Genomic DNA, 18,259 nt, shown 5'->3' with positions numbered 1-18,259 from the left:
GTATAAGAGGCCGGGGGCGGCGACTGCGGCGGCGGCGACGGCGGCTGTTGACGCCGACCCTCACGAATCGGCCCACCAGCAGAGAACACTGATCTTCCGTACGAGCGACCCCGCACCGGACCGGTGCGGGGTCGTCGCCCGTTGACGATCAGTCGCGCCAGCCCGGCGGCTCACCGCCTGCCCGTGGCTCGGCCGAGGATGGCTCGCCTCGGGGTCGACACCGGTTGCCGTCGGCGTCGACCCCGAGACGGGCCCGGGTGATGAGCAGGCGTGGCTGGGCCCAGGCGAGGAAGCGGGCGTACATGATCGCCGGGTCGGGTCCGGGGTCCGGGTCGAGCCGGTAGAGGTCGTCGATCGCGGCCTGGAGCATGGCGGCGAGGTGGCGGTGCAATCCGACCGGGTCGGCGTGGTACTCGACCGGCAGGCGGTTGCGCGCGGTCGGGCACGGCCACGCGGCCGTACAGGACCGACAGAGCCAGAGCGGTCGCAGTGGTACGTGCGGCCGACCGGGCTGGCCGATGCTCACCGGACGGCTTTGCGGTTACGGGTGGCCGGGGCGGGAGCGAATCGACCGGGATCATCGGCAGTGGCGGAACCGACGGGTGTACGCCATGCCGCCGATCTGGCGTTGGTCGACCGGGCCCGCCTCTGCGGCGGTAGCGCCGGGGGCGGAGACGCCTCGGCCGGGGTGAGCGCGTCGGGACAGCGCCAGCGGAGTCCACAGCGGCAGTAGCGCCAGAGCCGCCGCCAGTTGCGGTGGTGGCGGGACGCCAATGGTACGGGCTGCGGTGCACGTCGTGGCCATCTCATCGTCTCGGCCTCCTGCCGCCGGCCTTCTGGAAGCGGGGACCGTCCAGGGGAAGGGGAAGGACCTCCGGGGCGGCCCCCGCGCGGTTCCGTCCGGGCCGCACATGTCACCGAACAGTTCCGCTGACGACACTCTGGACGGACGGTGCCTACGTTCGGTAGACATTGCGAAACACTGGGCGACCGTCCGGGTTGTCGGGTGTGGCCGGGTAGGGGCGGACAGGGCATGGAGGGAGCGTGGGCAGGTCATGGGCATGCTGGCAGACTTCTTGATCGCGGAACTTCGGGCGGCCAGGGCAACCCGGAAGATGAACCAGGACGAGTTCGGGAAGCTCGCGAACTACTCCGGGTCGCACGTGAGCGCGGTGGAGACCGGAGGCCGACCACCGACCGAGGACTACGTCGCGGCGATCGACGAGGGGCTTCAGACCGGCGGGATCTACAGCCGGCTGCTCGCCAAGGTCACCGCCTACGACGACGCGCCCGTCTGGCTCCGCCCCTGGCTGGAGTACGAGCGCGACGCGGTGTCCTTGCGTTCGTGTCATCCGCTGGTCGTCCCAGGACTGCTGCAAACCGAGGCGTATGCGCGAGCCGTCATGGCCAGCGGCCTGCTCGGTGCGGAGGAGGTGGAGAAGCGCCTTGGGGTTCGGCTGGAACGGCAGCGCGCGGTTCTGGACCAAGATGATCCCCCGCTGACCACCTTCGTGATCGGGATGGCCGCGCTGCGCACCGGTGATCCGAAGGTGCTTCGTGAGCAGCTTGAACATCTGGCCCGGCTCAGCGAGCGCCCGAGGGTGCTCATCCACGTGGTCCCGGAGACGGCCGGGTTCTGGGCTGGCCAGCAGGGACCGTTCGTGATCTCGTCTTTCAAGGGCGGCGATGACGTCGCGTTCCTTGACGATCACCTGCAAGGGCGGGTCATCACGGAATCGTCGATGGTTGCCGCCCTACAGAGATCGTGGGATGTTGTAAGAGCGGTCGCGCTGCCGCGTGACCTCTCCCGCGATCTCATCCTGAAGCTGGTGAACGAACTGTGACCACCGAACCGCGCTGGAAGAAGTCGAGCCGGAGCAGCGGCAACGGTGGAGAGTGCGTGGAGGTTGCCGACAACCTGGGCGGGGCGGTCGGGGTACGGGACAGTAAGGATCCGGCCGGGCCGGTGCTGAGCTTCGAACCCGCTGCCTGGCGGGCGTTCGTCCGGGAACTGCCCGCCCGCTGATCAGGTGGAGCGGCGCAGGTGGCGGCTCACGTCACCGACAAGGTCCGTACTGACCTGCCGCGCCACGAATCGCCACCCGCTGTCCCGCCGCTCGAAGCGGTCCCGGTAGCGACCGCAGGCCACGGCCTGTAGTGGGAAGTCGGGCAGTGCCTGGAACACCGTGAAGCACGAACGGGAGTCCGCCGTTCCGGCCGCCTCGTCGACCTCGACGATGAGGTTGGTCGTCACATGCTTCGTACGTGGCGTGCCGTCGTCGTAGATGACCAGCGTTTCCTGGGCCAGTCGATCGACCGCGTCCCGGCCGTCCAGCCGCTCGCCGCTGTGCGAGGTGAAACTGGCGTCGGCGAGGAGGTTGGCGAGTCCGACGAAGTCCCCGGCGTCCACCAACTCGGCGTAGGCGGCGATCAGGTTCGCGATCACCAGGTGGCTCGGTGGCTCGCTGGGCGGGGCGTCCGCGAACATGTCGGTGTCCATTTGACTGCCTCCAGGCAGGTCATGTGCCAGTCGGAGGTGGCCGGAGGCCAACTTTACCGCCGCGTGCTCTCCTCGGCGGCGGATCGGGAATGGTGGGGCGCCGGAAGCCGTTGGGCGATGACGCCGACGCAGCAGGCCCAGACCGGGAGTGGGAACACGGCGACGCGTTCCATTCCGCCGACACCGAGACCGAGCCCGTGCTGGGTGAAGAACAGCGTCGTACCGGCGAGCGCGAGCAACGCCATGGGCAGGGTCAGCGCCCGTAGCCGGCCGAGGGTCGTGGCGCGCGGGGCGAGGGCGGCGAGAAGCAGGCCGAGGTTGCCCATGCCCATGATCAGCAACGCGCCGAGGACGTGCGCGTTCTCGTCGACGTCGGCGGGGTAGGCGGCTGCCAAGGCGTACCCGACGGCCCCGAGCAGCAGCAGCGACTGGGCCGCCCGCGCCCGGCGGCCGGAACCGGCGACGTGCCAGGTGAGTACCGTTCCGGCGGCCAGCAGCATCGCGGTGACCAGCACCGACACGTTCATGCCGTCGTGCCAGGGCGAGCAGACGTATCGGGGACGGGTGGTGTCCCAGATCCCACAGCCCACGTTGCCGAGGTCGCTGATGTTGTGTTCGGCCCAGCTGAACGGCGGCCGGGTCCAGCGGAGACCGACGATCACGTTGGCGGCCAGGAAGAGCGGCGCGGCCAGCATCCAGCAGAGCGCGCCGATCCGCGCGGGTCGGGACAGGTTCATGGCAACGAGAAGATCATTCGGCGTACCCGGGTCGCACTACCCGTAGCCGGCCGGTTCGAGGTGGGGCTGGGTATACGTCCAGGCTCAGCGGCGCCGCTTCACCGCTACGTAGACGAGGAAGATCACGGCGAGGACCCACGCGACTGCGAAGATCGCGTCGAACGTTCCGGAGACCGGTGACTTCTTGTCGGCGAGTACGTTCGCCGCCGCGAGCGGCAGATCGGACCCCAGTAGATCGGTCATGCCTTCTCCCCGGTAGGTGTGGGCCAGCTAGTTCCCCCGCTACTCCTGGCCCACACCGCTGGAACTCCTTCAGCCGCGCCGCCACTTCTGGTTGGCGGCACCGGTGCAGTCCCAGAGTTGGAGCTTGGCGCCGTTGGCGGTGCTCCGGTCGCGCACGTCGACACACTTGTTCGCCTGGGGGTTGACCAGGTCACCGGCCCCGCTGAGGACGAACTGCTGGGCCGGGTTGCCGTTGCAGCCGACGATCTGGATGTTGGCGCCGTTCGCGGTGGAGCCGTTCGCCACGTCCATGCACTTGCCGAGCGCCCGGACCGTGCCGCCGGTGAAGGTCCATTGCTGGGCGCCGGTGCCGTTGCAGTCCCAGATCTGCAACTGGGTGCCGTCGGCCGGGTTCGCGCCGGGGACGTCGGCGCACTTGTTGCCGATCCCGATGAGCTGGTTGCCGGTGCCGGGGTTGCCGCCACCGCCGGTGTTCCAGCCCCAGACCCGTACGTAGTCGACCAGCATCTGCTGCGGGAACGTGGTGCTGCCGTCCGGGTAGCCGGGCCAGTAGCCGCCGACCGCGATGTTCATGATCATGAAGAACGGATGGTCGAAGACCCAACGGCCGCCGTTCAGGTCGGCGGGGGTCTTGCGGGCGTACTGGATGCCGTCGACGTACCAGGTGATCGAGTCGGGTGCCCAGTCCACGGCGAAGGTGTGGAAGGCGTCGGCGAATGCCTGGCCGCCGGGGAGCGTGTAGCGGGAGCTGATCGCGCTGCCGCCGGAGTAGCCCGGGCCGTGCAGGGTGCCGTAGAGGTTGCCCGGCTCCCGACCGATGTTCTCCATGATGTCGATCTCGCCCATGTCTGGCCAGGGCATGCCGCCGAGCATCCAGAACGCCGGCCAGATGCCCTGGCCGCGCGGCAGTTTCATCCGCGCCTCGAACCGGCCGTAGGTCTGGCTGAACCGGTCCGCGGTGAGTAGCCGGGCCGAGGTGTACTGGCAGCGGCCGTAGTGGCAGTTGTAGTTGGCGGGGTTCTCCCGGCGGGCGGTGATCACCAGGTTGCCGTTGCCGTCGTGGGCGGCGTTGCTGGTGCTGTTGGTGTAGTACTGCTGCTCGTTGTTGCCCCAGCCACCGCCGCCGATGTCGTGCTTCCACTTGTTGCCGTCGGGTGCGGTGCCGGCCGGTGCGTTGAACTCGTCGCTCCAGGTGAGCGCGCCCGGCTCCGCGCTGGCCGGGCTGGGTGGGGTGACCACCAGCGTCGCGGCGAGCAGGGCCAGGACGAGGGTGGCTCGGCGGGTACGCATGTAAATGTTTCTACGCCAGAGAGCGCTTTCTTGCAAGGTTGTTAACTAAAAGAAAAGTCGGGACAGGTCGGTAGCATCTCGCGGATGTCGGTTCCGGAGACGTCCCCGCCCGCGCTGTCCGACCTCGACGCGCGATTCGCGCGGCTCCGCGAGGAGTACGACCACCGCCGGCAGACCGCGCACGCCCTCGTACGTCGGTGGGAGTGGTACAGCGCGGAGGCGTACGACCTCCGTCCACTCTGGTACGAGCGGGACCTGTCCCGGCCGGGGCGTCGGCTCGCGGGGCGCCCACCGCCGGACCGCGACCACCACCGGATCGGGTTCGACTCCGACGGCCGCCCCGTGGTGCTGGAGGAGTACAGCGGCGACCTCGACGGAACGCTGTACTACGAAACGTTCCGCGACCACCTGGCCGGCCCCGGACGGGTGACGGCGGCACACTTCCGCGCCGGTGGCGAGCCGATCTACCTGCACGAGTACCGGTTCGAGGCGGAACGGATCGGTTCCGCGACGACTGTCGCGACCAGAGGCGGCGGCTGCGAGGAGTACGGGTACACCGACGACCGGGTGACCCGGATCGTGGCGTACCACGCCAAGAGGGCCGACAAGCCGGACGGCCGGTTGCGCCCGCTGGCGCCGTACCAGACGATCCACGCCCGGTACGACGACGCCGGCCTGTCCCGGTTGGAGGTCGCCTGGGCCGGCCCGGCGGAGCCCCGAACCGAGCTGAGGTACGAACGCCCGCCCGCCGGCTTCACCCTCGACGAAGCCGTCGAGACGGTACGGCGGGAACTGGTTCGGCAGGTACCGGCGGTGCTCCGGGCGATGGCGATCGACGAGCCGGTGTACGCCGTGGCCCTGGGCTACCTGGCGGCGGATCCGATCGGGGTGAGCGTGCACGTCGGATTCGAATCCGACCGGTACGACTGGCTGGTCGCGCAGGCCGAGGATGAGGCCGAGGACGACACGTTCGTACTCTGGAATCCCTGCGACCTGCGTGGGCTGGCGCCCGTCGACTTCTACGAGGCGGCGGAGACCGCCCGGCTGCTCCGCCAGGAACTGACCCTCGCCGACGCCGACGCCGACGCCGATGTCGATGCCGACGCCGACGCCGATGTAGACGCCGACTCCGATGCCGATGCCGACTCCGATGTCGACGGGCCGGCGACGAGCGGGGTGAACGAGCGCGGGCGGCGGCTGCTCTGCGCGGCCGCCGCCGAGCTGAACACCCAGGACTGGGCCGGCATCGTGCCCGTCAGCAACGACTTCGTCGTGTACGCCGCCGACTGGGAGATGGTCGACTTCGAGCGCAACCTGCCGGAATGCGTACCTGCGGCGTGGCTGGCCCTGCTCCGCGACCGGGACCTCCTCTGAGGACCGCGCGCGCACCGCTTCGCCGTCGGCATCGTCGTGCGTTCATCCCAGGGTGCGAGCAAGGTCGACTAGGTGTACTGCCCAGGGAGGTTGGTCGAGATTGTGTGACGACACGATCTGATGTCGTAGGTAGGCGAAGGCCTCCGGTTGTGGAGTGGAGCTGTCTAGGAACCGCTCCGCCAACCAGGAGGCCTTCGTGTCCCACGCTAACGCTGCCTTGACCCCGCGCGCACGTCTGCGTCTGGCGCGTCTGATCGTGGACGAGGGCTGGCCGGTCGCCCGTGCCGCGGAACGCTACGACGTGGCCTGGCCGACCGCGAAACGCTGGGCCGTGCGGTACGCCGAGCATGGTGCGGCCGCGATGACAGATCGGTCGTCGCGACCTCACCACAGCCCGACCAGAACGGCCCGGCCGGTGGTGCGCAAGATCGTGCACCTGCGCTGGAAACAGCGGCTCGGCCCGGTGCAGATCGCCGGCCAGCTGGCGATGCCGGCCTCGACCGTGCACGCCGTGCTGACCCGCTGCCGGATCAACCGCCTGTCACACATCGACCGCGCCACCGGCGAGCCGATCCGCCGCTACGAGCACGACCGACCCGGCGCGATGCTGCACGTCGACGTCAAGAAGTACGGCAACGTCCCCGACGGCGGTGGCTGGCGATACGTCGGCCGCGCCCAGGGCGAGCGCCACCGCCAAGCCACAGCCCGACGCACCGGCATCCGCAACACCCACCACCACCCCCGCATCGGCACCGCATTCGTGCACACCGTCATCGATGACCACTCCCGCGTCGCCTACGCCGAGATTCGCGACAACGAGACCGCCACCACGGCGATCGACGTGCTGCGCAACGCCGTGGCCTGGTTCACCGAGCGCGGTGTCACCGTCGAACGCGTCCTGAGCGACAACGGCTCTGCCTACAAGTCACACGCCTGGCGCGACGCGTGCCACCAACTTGGCATCAAGCCGAAGAAGACCCGCCCCTACCGGCCCCAGACCAACGGCAAGGTGGAACGGTTCCACCGCACCATGACCGACGGTTGGGCCCTACGCCGTTTCTACAGCTCAGAGCACGCCCGCCGAGCAGCTCTACCCGCCTGGCTCCATCACTACAATCACCACCGACCCCACACCGCCATCGGCGGCCGGCCACCCATCACCAGGTTGACCAACGTCCCTGGGCAGTACAACTAGGTGATGCCGAACAGGTCAGCGGGTCTCGACCTGTCGGAACTCGGACGATGTCACCGTCCGTAACGTCGCGGCGAGCGCGAGAACGCAGATCGCTGTTCCGCCCCAGAAGACCGCTCTCAGGCTGATGAGTTCCGCGGTGAGGCCGGCGGCCAGAGCCCCGATTGGCATGGATCCCCAACTTGTCAGGCGACTGACCCCGCTGTAGCGCCCCATCATCTCGTCGGGCACGACGAGCGCGCGCAGCGAACTGTAGGTGACGTTCCAAGCGCCGGTGCCGGCGCCACCCAGGAAGGTCGTCACCGCGATCAGCAGGGGGGACGAGGAGATCGCTGGCGCTGCCAGCAGGACAACGAGGCAAGCCATCGACGTGGCCAGGACGACCTGCCGTCCCAGCCGGCGGGTGAGCGTGGGAGCTGCGGAGGCGCCCACGACGCCGCCGACTCCCAGGGCGCCGATCAGTAGTCCGTATTCGAAGCGACTCAGGTCCATAGGTCCGGGTGCGACCGCATAGACAACGATGACCGCCATCCAGGCCGCCCAGCATCCACTCGCCACGCCGGCCACCAACAGTAGAGTCCGCAGAACTCTCTCCCGCCACACGTATCGGACGCCTTCCCGGATGTCGGCACACAGGCCGGACGCGCCCGCAGCCGAGCTGGGGATGCGGTTGCTGCGGTAGCGGCCGGTCATGACCGCCAAGGCGAGCAGCGCGGCTGCGTAGCCCACGCCGCTGGCACCGAGCGCGACGGCCAGCCCAGCGGCGGCCAGCAGGCCGCCCAGAGGCGGCCCGATGAACTCGTTGGCCACGGTCTCGGTCGCGGTCAACCTCGCGAACGCGGATTCCATACGGTTGCGGGGCACGACCATCGGCACGACCGACATCCGGGTCGTATCCGCGAACACCTCGGCGGCGCCGAGGAGCAGCGCTCCCGCGTACAGACCGGCCAGCGACAGCATTTCCGCGAGGATGCCACTCACGAGGGCGGCAAGGAGCAGGGCCCGCACGGCGGCCATCGTCATGATCAGGCGCCGTCGGTCAACCCGGTCGGCCAGGGCGCCGGCGGGCAGCGAGAGCAACAGCCAGGGCAGGGTGTTGGCCAGGGTGATACCGGCGACCAGCGCTGGGGAGTCCGTCATCGAGACGGCTATCAGTGGCAGGGTCAGCTTGACGACGCCGTCGGCTAAGTTGGTGAACGCGCTACCGGTCCAAAGAGCCCTGAAGTTCCGCGCGCCCAGGCTCGTCAGGTCGCTCGGCCGGAGGTGGGGTTGCATGGCCAGGAGCCTGCAGCGCCCTGGAGCGCCCCCCTAGAGTTTCGACTGGAGGCGAAACGTGGCGGTGTTGCTGGTCGACGCCGAAGTGATGGCGCAGGCGCGTTTCGGCACGTCACAGCTCACCGAGATGTTGGGCGCGCTAAATATCCTGCGCCGAGGACAGCCGCTTCCGTGGCACCGGGCCTGGCGGGACCAGCACGTCGACGCATTCCACGGTTATCTCGACGGCGATCCGGTGACCGCGGCCATCGTGGCGCACGCGATCTCATCCTTCTGGATGGCTGACTTCCTGACGGTGCCGCCTGCTCGTCCGGATATGACGCTGGACGACGAGCTCCTGGTACTGGAGTCGCTGCCGGACGAGCGGATTCGTGAGGACTTGGCCCTTGTGCGTTCCCCGCTGGCCCCGGACCTACGGAGTACAGGTCTAGCGAGCCGGACGGCCGCTCTGTTGCGCTGGGTCTGGCACCACACGATTGAGGCGGACTGGCCGCGCCGGCAATCGGTGCTGCGCGCCGATGTGGTGTCCCGGATCTCCCGTCTGGGCAGGGACGGATGGTCCGGGGTCTTCAACGACATGCGGCCGGGCATGCGCTGGCTCGGCGACGGCCGGCTACAGGTCGAGGAGCGGCCCTACCCGCCGTATGACGTGCGGGGCGGAGAGCTGAGGTTCTTCGCGGCTCACTGCCGGGGAGGCTGGGTCTCCTGGAGGCTGCCCGACCGCTTCGGAATCGTCTATCCGGTAACCGGCATCTTCGCTGAGATGTATCTCGATACGCCGGCCCCTCTGCGCCGTCTGCTCGGGAACGCGCGGAGCGTAATTCTGCTGCAGGCGGCCGAGCCGGTCAGCACGACGGCGGTGGTCGCCGCGACCGGACTGCCGCTCGGCACGGTCGGTGGTCACCTGCGTGTGCTGACCGAAGCAGGTCTGCTCCAGAAGCGCCGGTCGGGCCGGGAAGTCCTCTACTGGTGGACCGATACGGCCCAGGCGCTGGTGGCCGGTGCCTCAACCCGACCACGGAACCTCGGCACCACCTGACGACATTGCCGGGGCCCTGCGTTCACCCCTCCCTCAGCCGAGTGTTAGGAAGGGGCCCTTCTTCTACAGAAAGCGATAAGAAGGGGCCCTTCCTTACACCCCAAATCCTTAGGATGCGAGGCCGAAGCGGTCCAGGATCCAGGCGGCGACGAACGCCTCCTCCTTCCAGGAGTCGTAGCGCCCGCTCGGTCCGCCGTGTCCGGCGCCCATCTCCGTCTTGAGGAGGTACGAGCCCTGGGGTGCGGTGGCGCGGAGCCGGGCGATCCACTTGGCCGGCTCGTGGTAGAGGACCCGGGTGTCGTTGAGGCTGGTGACGGCGAGGATCGCCGGATAGTCCACCGGGGCGATGTTCTCGTACGGGGAGTACGACTTCATGTACCCGTACACCTCGGCGTCGGCGAGCGGGTTGCCCCACTCCTCCCACTCCGTGACGGTCAGCGGCAGCGACGGGTCGAGGATCGAGTTGAGCGGGTCGACGAACGGCACCTGCGCGACGATGCCGGCGAAGGCGTCCGGCGCCAGGTTCGCCACCGCGCCCATCAGCAGCCCGCCGGCCGAGCCGCCCCGGGCGACCAGCCGGTCCGATGACGTCCAGCCGGCCTTCACCAGGTGTCGGGCGGCGGCCACGAAATCGGTGAAGGTGTTCTTCTTGCTCAGCATCTTGCCGGTCTCGTACCACCGGCGACCCATTTCGCCGCCGCCCCGGATGTGTGCGACGGCGAAGACGACGCCCCGGTCCAGCAGGGAGAGCCGCGGGATGGAGAACCACGGGTCCATGCTGGCCTCGTAGGACCCGTAGCCGTAGAGCACGCAGGGCGCCGAGCCGTCCCGGGGCGTTCCGGCCCGGCAGACCAGGGAGATCGGCACCCTGGTTCCGTCGTCGGCCAGCGCCCAGTCGCGGTGCTGCTCGTACCCGGCCGGGTCGAAGTCGCCAAGCACCGGCTTGCGCTTGCGGAGCACCATCGCCCGGGTCACCAGGTCGTAGTCGAAGATCGAGTCCGGTGTGATCAGGGAGGCGTAGTGCAGCCGGATCGTGTTGGTCTGGTACTCCGGATTGCTGTCCAGTCCGACGCTGTAGAGCGGCTCCGGGAAGTCGATGTCGTACGAGTCCGTACTGCCGACCGGCAGCACCCGGATTCCGGTCAGGCCGGCGGTGCGCAGCGACACCACGATGTGGTTGGCGAAGGCGTCGACGGCCTCCAGCCGGGTACCGGGGGTGTGCTCGATCATCGGCACCCAGTCACCCGGTGCGTCGGCCGAGGTGTACGCGAGCGCGAAGTCCTCCGCGCCGTCGTTGTGCAGGACGAGGAAGCGGTGCCCGTGGTGCTCGATGGAGTACTCGACGCCCTGTCGCCGGGGCGCGATCACGGCCGGCGCCCCGGTCGGGTTCGCGGCCGGGATGACCCGTACCTCGCTGGTCACCTTGCTGTGCGCCTCGATGACGATGAACTTCTCCGAGCGGGTCAGTTCGACGCCTACCCAGAACCGCTCGTCTTCCTCCTGGTAGATGATCTCGTCGGCGTCGGCCGGGGTCCCCACCGTGTGCCGCCAGACCCGGTACGGCCGCCAGCTCTCGTCGACGGTGAGGTAGAACAGGGTGGAACCGTCGGCCGACCAGGCACTGCCGTAGAAGGTGTCCGGCACCTCGTCGCCGAGCACCTCGTCGGTGGCGAGGTCCTTGACCCGCAGGGTGAAGCGTTCGTCGCCGTCGAAGTCCGTGGAGTAGGCGAGCCAGCGGCCGTCCGGGCTGATGTCGAAGGCGCCCAGGGCGAAGAAGTCGTGCCCCTCGGCCAGGGCGTTGCCGTCCAGCAGGATCTGCTCGCCGGGGATCGGCGTACCGTCGTCCGGCATCGGCGGATCCGTCTCGCCGTCCGGCGCCGCGCGCCGGCAGTGGATGCCGTACTGCTCGCCTTCGACCGTGCGGGTGTAGTACCAGTAGCCGTTCTTCCGGGTGGGCACCGAGAGGTCGGTCTCCTTGGTGCGCCCTTTCGTCTCGTTGAACAGCGTCTCCCGCAGCGTGCCGAGCCGCGCTGTGCTCTGCTCGGTGAAGGCGTTCTCCGCGGTCAGGTAGGCGATCGTCTCCGGATCGTCCTTCGCGGCGAGCCAGGCGTACTCGTCGATCACCGTGTCGCCGTGGTGGGTGCGCTCGGCAGGCACCCGCTTGGCGACGGGCGCGGCGGTCGTCTCAGTGTTCACCCGGCCACGTTACCGCTCGGACGGCGGCCCGGCCCGCACCGGGCCGTTGCCGAAAATTAGTACATGTGTACGATGACCAAGGTGGCGGACATGGGAATGCAGCGGCGCGGCAGCGCCGACATCGCGCGGCGGCTCGCGGGCATCTGTGGCGCCCGGTTCGCTCGGCCCGCGGGGGCGGCCGATGACGTGGCCGGGGCCGTGGCCCGCTGGGTCGCCGTGCCCGGCACCCCGGCCGCGGCCACCGAGGTGGTTCGGCTTGCCGCCGAGTACGACCTCTCGGTGGTCGCCCGGGGTGCCGGCACCAAACTCGACTGGGGTGCCACGCCGTCCCAGGTGGACATCGTGCTGGACACCGGGCGGTTGGCCGGGGTGTGGCACCGCCCGGCCGACGGTCTGGTCGCCGAGATCGGCGCCGGTACGCCGGTCCGCGCCGCCGAGGCCATCCTGGCGCGGGCCGGTCTCCGGCTGCCGCTCGACGCTCCCTCGATCGGGGCGACCATCGGGGGCGTGGTGGCGGCCGGTGAGAGCGGTCCGCTGCGCCACCTGCACGGCACCGCCTGCGACCAACTTGTGGGGGTCAGTTTCGTCGACGCCTCCGGCGTGCTCGCGCATGCCGGAACGGCGGCGGCGCCGCCCGGGGGCGGGAGTGGTGCCGGCGGCCGACCGGTCGACGGGGAGATCACCCAGCTGCTCTGCGGATCGCAGGGCGCGCTTGGCGTGCTGGTCTCGACCACCCTGCGGGTGCAGCCGATTCCGGCGAGCCGGGTCTGGGTGAGCCGGTCGGTCTGGACTCCGCTGGAGGTGCACGACCTGGTGCGCGGGATCCTCGCCACCGACCTGCGTCCGACGGCGATCGAGGTGGACCTGCCGGCCGCCCGGCCTGAGGTCGCGGGTGCGGAGCCTGGTGTTTCCGGGGGCGGTGGCGGCGGGCCGGGAGGTCGTGGCTGGTTCGGCGGCACAGGCGGCCCGCCCGGCGGCCCGAGCCGGTCCGGTGATCCGGAGCAGGGCCGACCCGGTACCCAGGGTGGCCCGGGGCGGCATGGCCGGCGGGGCGATGGCGGTTCGGGCACTCTCACCGTGCTGTTGGAGGGCGGCCCTGCCGAGGTGGCCGAGCGGGTGACCCGGTTGACCGGTCTGCTCGGCGGCGACGCCGAGGGCGCGACTGCCCCGCCGCAGTGGTGGCGCCGCTATCCGTTCCGTCCCGACGACGTGGCGCTGCGGATGGAGGCGCCGATCGGTGACCTGCATGCCGCCGTCTACGCGCTGCGCGACGCGGCCGGTGCGCCCATTCCGGTGCGTGGTTCGGCCGGGCTCGGCGTCGTGCACGCGGCACTTCCGGCCACGACACCACCGGGGCGGGTCGCGGCGATCCTGGACGGTGTACGTGCGGTGTTGCGGGCCCGGGCGGGTCGGTGCGTGGTGGTCGCCGCGCCGCAGGCGGTACGGGAGGCGGTCGACCTCTGGGGCGAGCTGCCGGATCTGCCGTTGCTGCGCCAGGTGAAGGAGCGGTTCGATCCGGCGGGTCGGCTGGCCCCGGGGCGTTATCCGGGTGGGATCTGACCGGTCCCGGGTCGCTGTCGGTGCGGTGGGGGCGGGCGGGTCCCGGCCCGATCGGCGTCCCGATCGGGCCGGATCCGGTCAACAGATGGGCACCCCGGGTAGCTGGGCGGCGGGATGGTCGATGTAGATGTTCGTCATGAACCCGTTCTGATCCCGAAGTCGGGACCACCAGTTGTTGGTGTAGCCGTCGGCGGTCACCGTGTCGCCCTGCTTCTGGCAGAGCACGTACACCAGGGTCGGCCCGGCCAGGGTGGTCAAGGTCGGGGCCGCGAGCAGGGCGTCGGTGCGGACCCGTACGCCGGTTCCCCAGGTCCAGAAGGCGGTGCCGCCGCCGCACCCGTTGTCACTGGTCAGGTGCCGTTGGTTGTACGACCCGGGGTACGGCGCGAGGGAGGACCCGTTGATCACGATGGTCTGCCCGGCCCCGTTGTACAACTGCTCGTAGTGGATGTGGGCGCCGGTGGTGTTCCCGGTGCTGCCGGTCGTGCCGATCTGCTGGCCCTGACCGACCGTGGCACCGTCCGCCACCGAGAACGCGGCGAGATGGAAGTAGTACGTCGTCCAGCCGCCACCATGGGTGATCACGATGTAGTTGCCGGCCCCGCCGGCCTGGTAGTAACGCCGGGCGGTGCCGGGGGCGGAGGCGAGCACCGGAGTGCCGGCGGTGCCGCCGCCGTCGGAGCGGACGAAGTCCAGCGCCAGGCGTACCTCGGCGCTGTGATGGCTGTAGGTCCACCGCTGTCCACAGGGGAATGGTGCCTTGAACACCGGAGCGGCGTGAGCCGGCGTCGCTACCACGAGCGTCGCCGCGAGGGTCGTGCAGAGGGCGGCCGTCAGGCCGACGAGGAACCGGATTGATCGCAAGATCCCAACCTTCCCAGAGCAGGGCAAGGAATGATCGGTTCATTGCGTACGCAGTAAGGATGATGGTAGTCAGTCGATCTAAACATGTAAATGCTTGACTTGCGGGGCGGCCCGGCGTGAAGGTTTCCTACGTCCCACGGGCCGGCTGCGTCCGGACGAGCACGCGTCGTCGGCCGAGCGCGTCGTCGGCCGAGCACGCGTTGTCGGCCGAGCACGCGTTGTCGGCCGAGCGAGTCGCGTCGTCAGCCGAGCGAGTCGTTGCGCAGCACCAGGATCGCGATGTCGTCCCGGGGCGACTCGACCGAGAAGTTGATCGCCGTGTTGCGCAGCCGGGCCGCCATCACGTCGGCCGAGTAGCCGGCGAGCGGGGCCGCCGCGTCCCGGAGCCGCTCGACGCCGAAGAGTTCCCGGCCGCGCCGCCGCTCGGTCACCCCGTCGGTGTAGAACACCAGCGCGTCGCCGGCGTCGAGATGCACCTCGGCGACCGGTGAGGCGATCGAGTCGAGCAGGCCGAGTGCCGTACCACCGGCCCCGACGAACGACGCGGGACCGTCGGCGCGGACCAAGACCGGCCGGTCGTGACCGGCCAGGTACAGCGAGACGGTGAGCCGACCACCGGGCTCCCGGTCCACGGCCGCCATTGCGAGCGTGCAGTACCGGCCGCTGCCCCGCTCGACCAGAGTCTCGTTGAGCCGGGTCAACACGTCCGGCAGCGGGCGACCGTCCCCGACCAGTACCCGGATCACGTCCCGGACCAGGCCGGTCACGGCGGCCGCCTGGACGCCCTTGCCGGAGACGTCCCCGACGACCACCATCCAGCGGTCGTCGGGCAGCGGCACCACGTCGTAGAAGTCGCCGCCGACATCGGCGGCGTCGCCGGTCGGCACGTACTCGGCGGCGAACCCGATGCCGTCGACGACCGGCAGCACCGGGGGCAGCAACGACTGCTGGAGGGTCTGGGCGACCTTGCGGCGCTCGTCGTGGATCCGGGCGTTCTCGATGGCCAGCGCGGCCCGCCGGGCCACGTCCTCCAGCACCGCGACCTCGTCGGGATCGTGCCGGTGCCGCTGGTGCCGGCCGACGGCCAGGGTGCCGAGACGCTGGCCCCGGGCGACCAGCGGGATGGCGAAACCGTCCATCGGCGGCCCGATCGGCACCTGTCCCTGGCTGCGGGACGCCTCACGCAGCCGCGCCTGCACCGACTCGGGACCGTCCTCCTTGAGCGTCTTGTGCAACTGCGGCAGCACCGCCTCGTCGGCGTGGGTCGCCGCCGCCAGCCGCAGCCGGCCCCACTCGTCGGCCGTGTGCACGGCACACCACTGTCCGAGCCGGGGAACCACGAGCTGGGGGATCAGCGCCATCGTCAGGTCGACATCGAGGGACTGGGCGAGCAGTTCACTCGCCTCGGCGAGGAACGTGAGCCAGGTCTGCCGGCGGATGTCGGTGCGGCGCAGCCGGTCGTTCTCCAGGTGCAGGGAGAGCCGTTCCGCCACCAGGGCGGCGAGCGGCCGGGCGTAGCCGGAGGGCGCGGCGTCGAGTTCCAGTTCTCCGGCGTACGGCCGGTGCACCGTCAACGGCACCCGGAGCAGTTCGTCGCCGGGTCGGGGTTGCCGACCGTACCGGGCGAGCAGTTGCCAACCGGCGCCGTCGCCCCGGTCCAGTCGTACCGCACCGCCGGCCGCCCCGACCATGTCACCGACCCGTACCAGCAGGTCGGCGGCGAAGGCGGGGAGTGGATCGTCCGCGTACGGGTCCGGTGCGGTCTGCATCAGCGCGCTCATCGCCCCGGCGCTCGGCGCGGACGGACCCGCCTGGCCACTGCCGGTGCCGCTGGCGACCCGGTGCGGTGTGTCGGGTTGGCGGCCGGCCGGACTGGAGTGGCTCTTGCGGTCCAGCCGGAACCAGACGCCCTTTCCGGTGGCCTGGTGGGTGGTGCCCCAGCGACTGGCGAAGTGGTCGACGAGGAGTAGGCCACGTCCCCGCTCCGACACCTGCGAAATGTCCGTCAAGTCATTTTTCGGCCGTGCCGTCACGTCGTCGATCGGTCCGGCCGCGAAGTCGGAGACGGTGACGGTCAACCCCGACTCGTCCGCCACGACCTCGATGTCCAACTCGGTCCGGGCATGCTCCACCGCATTCGTGGAGAGTTCGGTGGTCAGCAGCAGGGCCTCGTTGAGCAGCTCCTCCAGCCCGGCGTCGGCGAGCACCGACCGGACCAGAGCGCGCGCCGCCGCGGGTGTACGCCGGTCGGCGGGCAGCCGTACCCGGCGCAGCTGGTCGTCCGCGCCGCCGGTCCCCGTACCGCCCGCCTCCGCTGGCACGCTTCGCATCCTCCACGATCCGAGATCCAGGCCACCCTATCCGGGCGGCGTAGCTCAGTGCCCCGCTCGGGCGGCGGGTCGGCCGGGTCTGGCCCGCGCTACGCTGGTCCTCGCCCGACTTGACCCTTCTGCCGGCTTTACCCCTCAGTTGATCATCCGCTCGTATCTCGACGTCCGGCGCGCGGCACAGGGTGGTATTTCCCGCCCGACAGGCACAATGATGGGTGTGGTCGCGCCGGAGCGGCGCCGTCGAGGCGTACCGGGACGCATCCGGGGCCACCTGATGGGCGCGGGCTCGCGAGTAATGACCCACCTCCTTCGAACCTGAGCGAGGAACGATGACCACGGCCAAACAGATCTCTGCCGAGGAACGGTCCGCGGCCGAGGACGCGGCGCTGCTCAGCGAACTCGCCGAAGCGTTGCGGCGGGTCCGCCGTGGCGACTTCAAGGTACGACTTCCGCGCCGGGCCGGTGCTGCCGGCGAGGTCGCCGACGCCTTCAACGAGGTGGTGTCCGTACAGGAACGGCAGCATCTCGACCTCCGGCGGATCAGCCGGATCGTCGGGCGGGACGGCCGGCTCACCGAGCGGCTGGACGAGGAGGGGCTGGACGGCGCCTGGGTCGAGGGGCAGCGGGCGATCAACTCGCTCATCGACGACCTGGGTCGACCGACCACCGAGATCGCCCGGGTCATCGTGGCCGTCGCCGACGGCGATCTCTCCCAGCACATGGCGCTGGAGATCGACGGACGGCCGCTGCGCGGCGAGTACCTGCGAATCGGGCGCACCGTGAACACGATGGTGGACCAGCTCTCGTCGTTCTCCAACGAGGTGACCCGGGTGGCCCGGGAGGTGGGCACCGAGGGTGAACTGGGCGGCCAGGCCGACGTCCGGGGTGTGGCCGGTACCTGGAAGGACCTCACCGACTCGGTGAACACGATGGCGTCCAACCTGACCTACCAGGTGCGCTCCATCTCCCAGGTCTCGACGGCGGTGGCCCGCGGCGACCTGAGTCAGAAGATCACCGTCTCCGCCAAGGGCGAGGTCGCCGAACTCGCGCACACGATCAACGGGCTGACCGACACCCTGCGGCTGTTCGCGGAGCAGGTGACCCGGGTGGCCCGCGAGGTGGGCACCGAGGGGAAACTGGGCGGCCAGGCCGACGTACCCAATGTCGCCGGCACCTGGAAGGACCTGACCGACAGCGTCAACTCGATGGCGTCGAACCTGACCGCGCAGGTCCGGAACATCGCCCAGGTCTCCACGGCGGTCGCCCGGGGTGACCTGAGCCAGAAGATCACGGTGGCCGCCCAGGGCGAGATCCTGGAGCTGAAGGACACCGTGAACACGATGGTGGACCAGCTCTCGTCGTTCGCCGACGAGGTGACCCGGGTGGCCCGGGAGGTCGGCATCGAGGGCAAGCTCGGCGGTCAGGCCCAGGTACGCGGAGTCTCCGGCACCTGGCGGGCGCTGACCGAGAACGTGAACCAGCTCGCCGGCAACCTCACCTCACAGGTCCGGAACATCTCGCAGGTCTCCACCGCGGTGGCGAAGGGCGACCTGTCGCAGAAGATCACGGTCGATGCCCGGGGTGAGATCCTGGAGTTGAAGTCGACGGTGAACACGATGGTGGACCAGCTCTCGTCGTTCGCCGACGAGGTGACCCGGG

General features: G+C 70.0%; 15 protein-coding genes and 1 pseudogene. 7 read left to right on the top strand and 9 right to left on the bottom strand.

Features of this window, described 5'->3' with window-relative positions; all coding sequences use genetic code 11:
• Positions 1-148: 148 nt before the first annotated feature.
• Positions 149-526 (bottom strand): hypothetical protein, encoded by a 378-nt coding sequence (locus I0C86_RS01410; RefSeq protein ID WP_230393341.1) that lies wholly within the window; start codon positions 524-526, stop codon positions 149-151.
• 535 nt (positions 527-1,061) lie between these two features.
• Here I0C86_RS01410 and I0C86_RS01405 point away from each other — a divergent pair.
• Both I0C86_RS01405 and I0C86_RS01400 read left to right on the top strand, forming a co-directional pair.
• Complete coding sequence (locus I0C86_RS01405; RefSeq protein ID WP_196199338.1) at positions 1,062-1,844, top strand: helix-turn-helix domain-containing protein; 783 nt, start codon at positions 1,062-1,064, stop codon at positions 1,842-1,844.
• A complete protein-coding gene (locus I0C86_RS01400; protein WP_196199337.1) occupies positions 1,841-2,026 on the top strand; it encodes a DUF397 domain-containing protein in 186 nt (61 codons plus the stop codon). The genes I0C86_RS01405 and I0C86_RS01400 overlap by 4 nt, the downstream gene beginning before the upstream one ends.
• Here I0C86_RS01400 and I0C86_RS01395 read toward each other — a convergent pair whose 3' ends face one another.
• From I0C86_RS01395 to I0C86_RS01380, 4 genes are all read right to left on the bottom strand, one after another.
• Positions 2,027-2,500 carry a nuclear transport factor 2 family protein gene (locus I0C86_RS01395; protein WP_230393340.1) on the bottom strand — a complete coding sequence of 158 codons (474 nt, stop codon included), beginning with the start codon at positions 2,498-2,500 and terminating at the stop codon, positions 2,027-2,029. It lies immediately after the preceding gene.
• 53 nt (positions 2,501-2,553) lie between these two features.
• Positions 2,554-3,237, bottom strand: a complete 684-nt coding sequence (locus I0C86_RS01390; protein ID WP_196199336.1) for a DUF998 domain-containing protein — start codon at positions 3,235-3,237, stop codon at positions 2,554-2,556.
• A gap of 84 nt (positions 3,238-3,321) precedes the next feature.
• Complete coding sequence (locus I0C86_RS01385; protein WP_196199335.1) at positions 3,322-3,480, bottom strand: hypothetical protein; 159 nt, start codon at positions 3,478-3,480, stop codon at positions 3,322-3,324.
• A gap of 69 nt (positions 3,481-3,549) precedes the next feature.
• Positions 3,550-4,770, bottom strand: a complete 1,221-nt coding sequence (locus tag I0C86_RS01380; RefSeq protein ID WP_196199334.1) for a glycoside hydrolase family 16 protein — start codon at positions 4,768-4,770, stop codon at positions 3,550-3,552.
• An 84-nt stretch (positions 4,771-4,854) separates the two neighbouring features.
• Between I0C86_RS01380 and I0C86_RS01375 the strand changes: the two genes are divergently transcribed.
• Together I0C86_RS01375 and I0C86_RS01370 are read left to right on the top strand one after the other, a co-directional pair.
• Positions 4,855-6,144 (top strand): hypothetical protein, encoded by a 1,290-nt coding sequence (locus I0C86_RS01375; protein ID WP_196199333.1) that lies wholly within the window; start codon positions 4,855-4,857, stop codon positions 6,142-6,144.
• A 196-nt stretch (positions 6,145-6,340) separates the two neighbouring features.
• On the top strand, positions 6,341-7,339 hold the full coding sequence (locus tag I0C86_RS01370) for an IS481 family transposase (RefSeq protein ID WP_196199332.1): 999 nt from the start codon (positions 6,341-6,343) through the stop codon (positions 7,337-7,339).
• A gap of 15 nt (positions 7,340-7,354) precedes the next feature.
• Here the strand turns inward: I0C86_RS01370 and I0C86_RS01365 are convergent, their stop codons facing one another.
• Entirely contained in the window at positions 7,355-8,611 is a 1,257-nt protein-coding gene (locus I0C86_RS01365; RefSeq protein ID WP_196199331.1) for an MFS transporter, read from the bottom strand.
• A 58-nt stretch (positions 8,612-8,669) separates the two neighbouring features.
• On the opposite strand from I0C86_RS01365, the gene I0C86_RS01360 reads away from it, so the two are divergent.
• Complete coding sequence (locus I0C86_RS01360; protein WP_196199330.1) at positions 8,670-9,650, top strand: ArsR/SmtB family transcription factor; 981 nt, start codon at positions 8,670-8,672, stop codon at positions 9,648-9,650.
• A 108-nt stretch (positions 9,651-9,758) separates the two neighbouring features.
• Here I0C86_RS01360 and I0C86_RS01355 read toward each other — a convergent pair whose 3' ends face one another.
• Positions 9,759-11,846, bottom strand: coding sequence for a S9 family peptidase (locus I0C86_RS01355; protein ID WP_196199329.1), 2,088 nt, complete (start codon positions 11,844-11,846; stop codon positions 9,759-9,761).
• Between the two features lie 63 nt (positions 11,847-11,909).
• Between I0C86_RS01355 and I0C86_RS01350 the strand changes: the two genes are divergently transcribed.
• Positions 11,910-13,406: an FAD-binding oxidoreductase gene (locus I0C86_RS01350; RefSeq protein ID WP_196199328.1), complete on the top strand. Its 1,497-nt coding sequence runs from the start codon at positions 11,910-11,912 to the stop codon at positions 13,404-13,406.
• 243 nt (positions 13,407-13,649) lie between these two features.
• Here the strand turns inward: I0C86_RS01350 and I0C86_RS42775 are convergent.
• Positions 13,650-14,243: pseudogene (locus tag I0C86_RS42775) on the bottom strand (M23 family metallopeptidase); the annotation flags it as partial.
• Between the two features lie 269 nt (positions 14,244-14,512).
• A complete protein-coding gene (locus tag I0C86_RS01340; protein ID WP_196199326.1) occupies positions 14,513-16,600 on the bottom strand; it encodes a SpoIIE family protein phosphatase in 2,088 nt (695 codons plus the stop codon).
• A gap of 329 nt (positions 16,601-16,929) precedes the next feature.
• On the opposite strand from I0C86_RS01340, the gene I0C86_RS01335 reads away from it, so the two are divergent.
• A partial coding sequence (locus I0C86_RS01335) for a HAMP domain-containing protein (protein WP_196199325.1) occupies positions 16,930-18,259 on the top strand: 1,330 nt, incomplete at its 3' end.

Source organism: Plantactinospora alkalitolerans (assembly GCF_015690345.1).
In the GTDB taxonomy this organism is placed as follows: domain Bacteria; phylum Actinomycetota; class Actinomycetes; order Mycobacteriales; family Micromonosporaceae; genus Plantactinospora; species Plantactinospora alkalitolerans.
This window is presented reverse-complemented; position numbering and strand designations above follow the sequence as displayed.

Bases quoted from the DNA above. Each gene is read 5' to 3' on its own strand.
- I0C86_RS01405 (WP_196199338.1), top strand. From the start codon at position 1,062: ATGCTGGCAGACTTCTTGATCGCGGAACTTCGGGCGGCCAGGGCAACC.
- I0C86_RS01395 (WP_230393340.1), bottom strand. From the start codon at position 2,500: ATGGACACCGACATGTTCGCGGACGCCCCGCCCAGCGAGCCACCGAGC.
- I0C86_RS01390 (WP_196199336.1), bottom strand. From the start codon at position 3,237: ATGAACCTGTCCCGACCCGCGCGGATCGGCGCGCTCTGCTGGATGCTG.
- I0C86_RS01385 (WP_196199335.1), bottom strand. From the start codon at position 3,480: ATGACCGATCTACTGGGGTCCGATCTGCCGCTCGCGGCGGCGAACGTA.
- I0C86_RS01380 (WP_196199334.1), bottom strand. From the start codon at position 4,770: ATGCGTACCCGCCGAGCCACCCTCGTCCTGGCCCTGCTCGCCGCGACG.
- I0C86_RS01375 (WP_196199333.1), top strand. From the start codon at position 4,855: ATGTCGGTTCCGGAGACGTCCCCGCCCGCGCTGTCCGACCTCGACGCG.
- I0C86_RS01365 (WP_196199331.1), bottom strand. From the start codon at position 8,611: ATGCAACCCCACCTCCGGCCGAGCGACCTGACGAGCCTGGGCGCGCGG.
- I0C86_RS01350 (WP_196199328.1), top strand. From the start codon at position 11,910: ATGTGTACGATGACCAAGGTGGCGGACATGGGAATGCAGCGGCGCGGC.
- I0C86_RS01340 (WP_196199326.1), bottom strand. From the start codon at position 16,600: ATGCGAAGCGTGCCAGCGGAGGCGGGCGGTACGGGGACCGGCGGCGCG.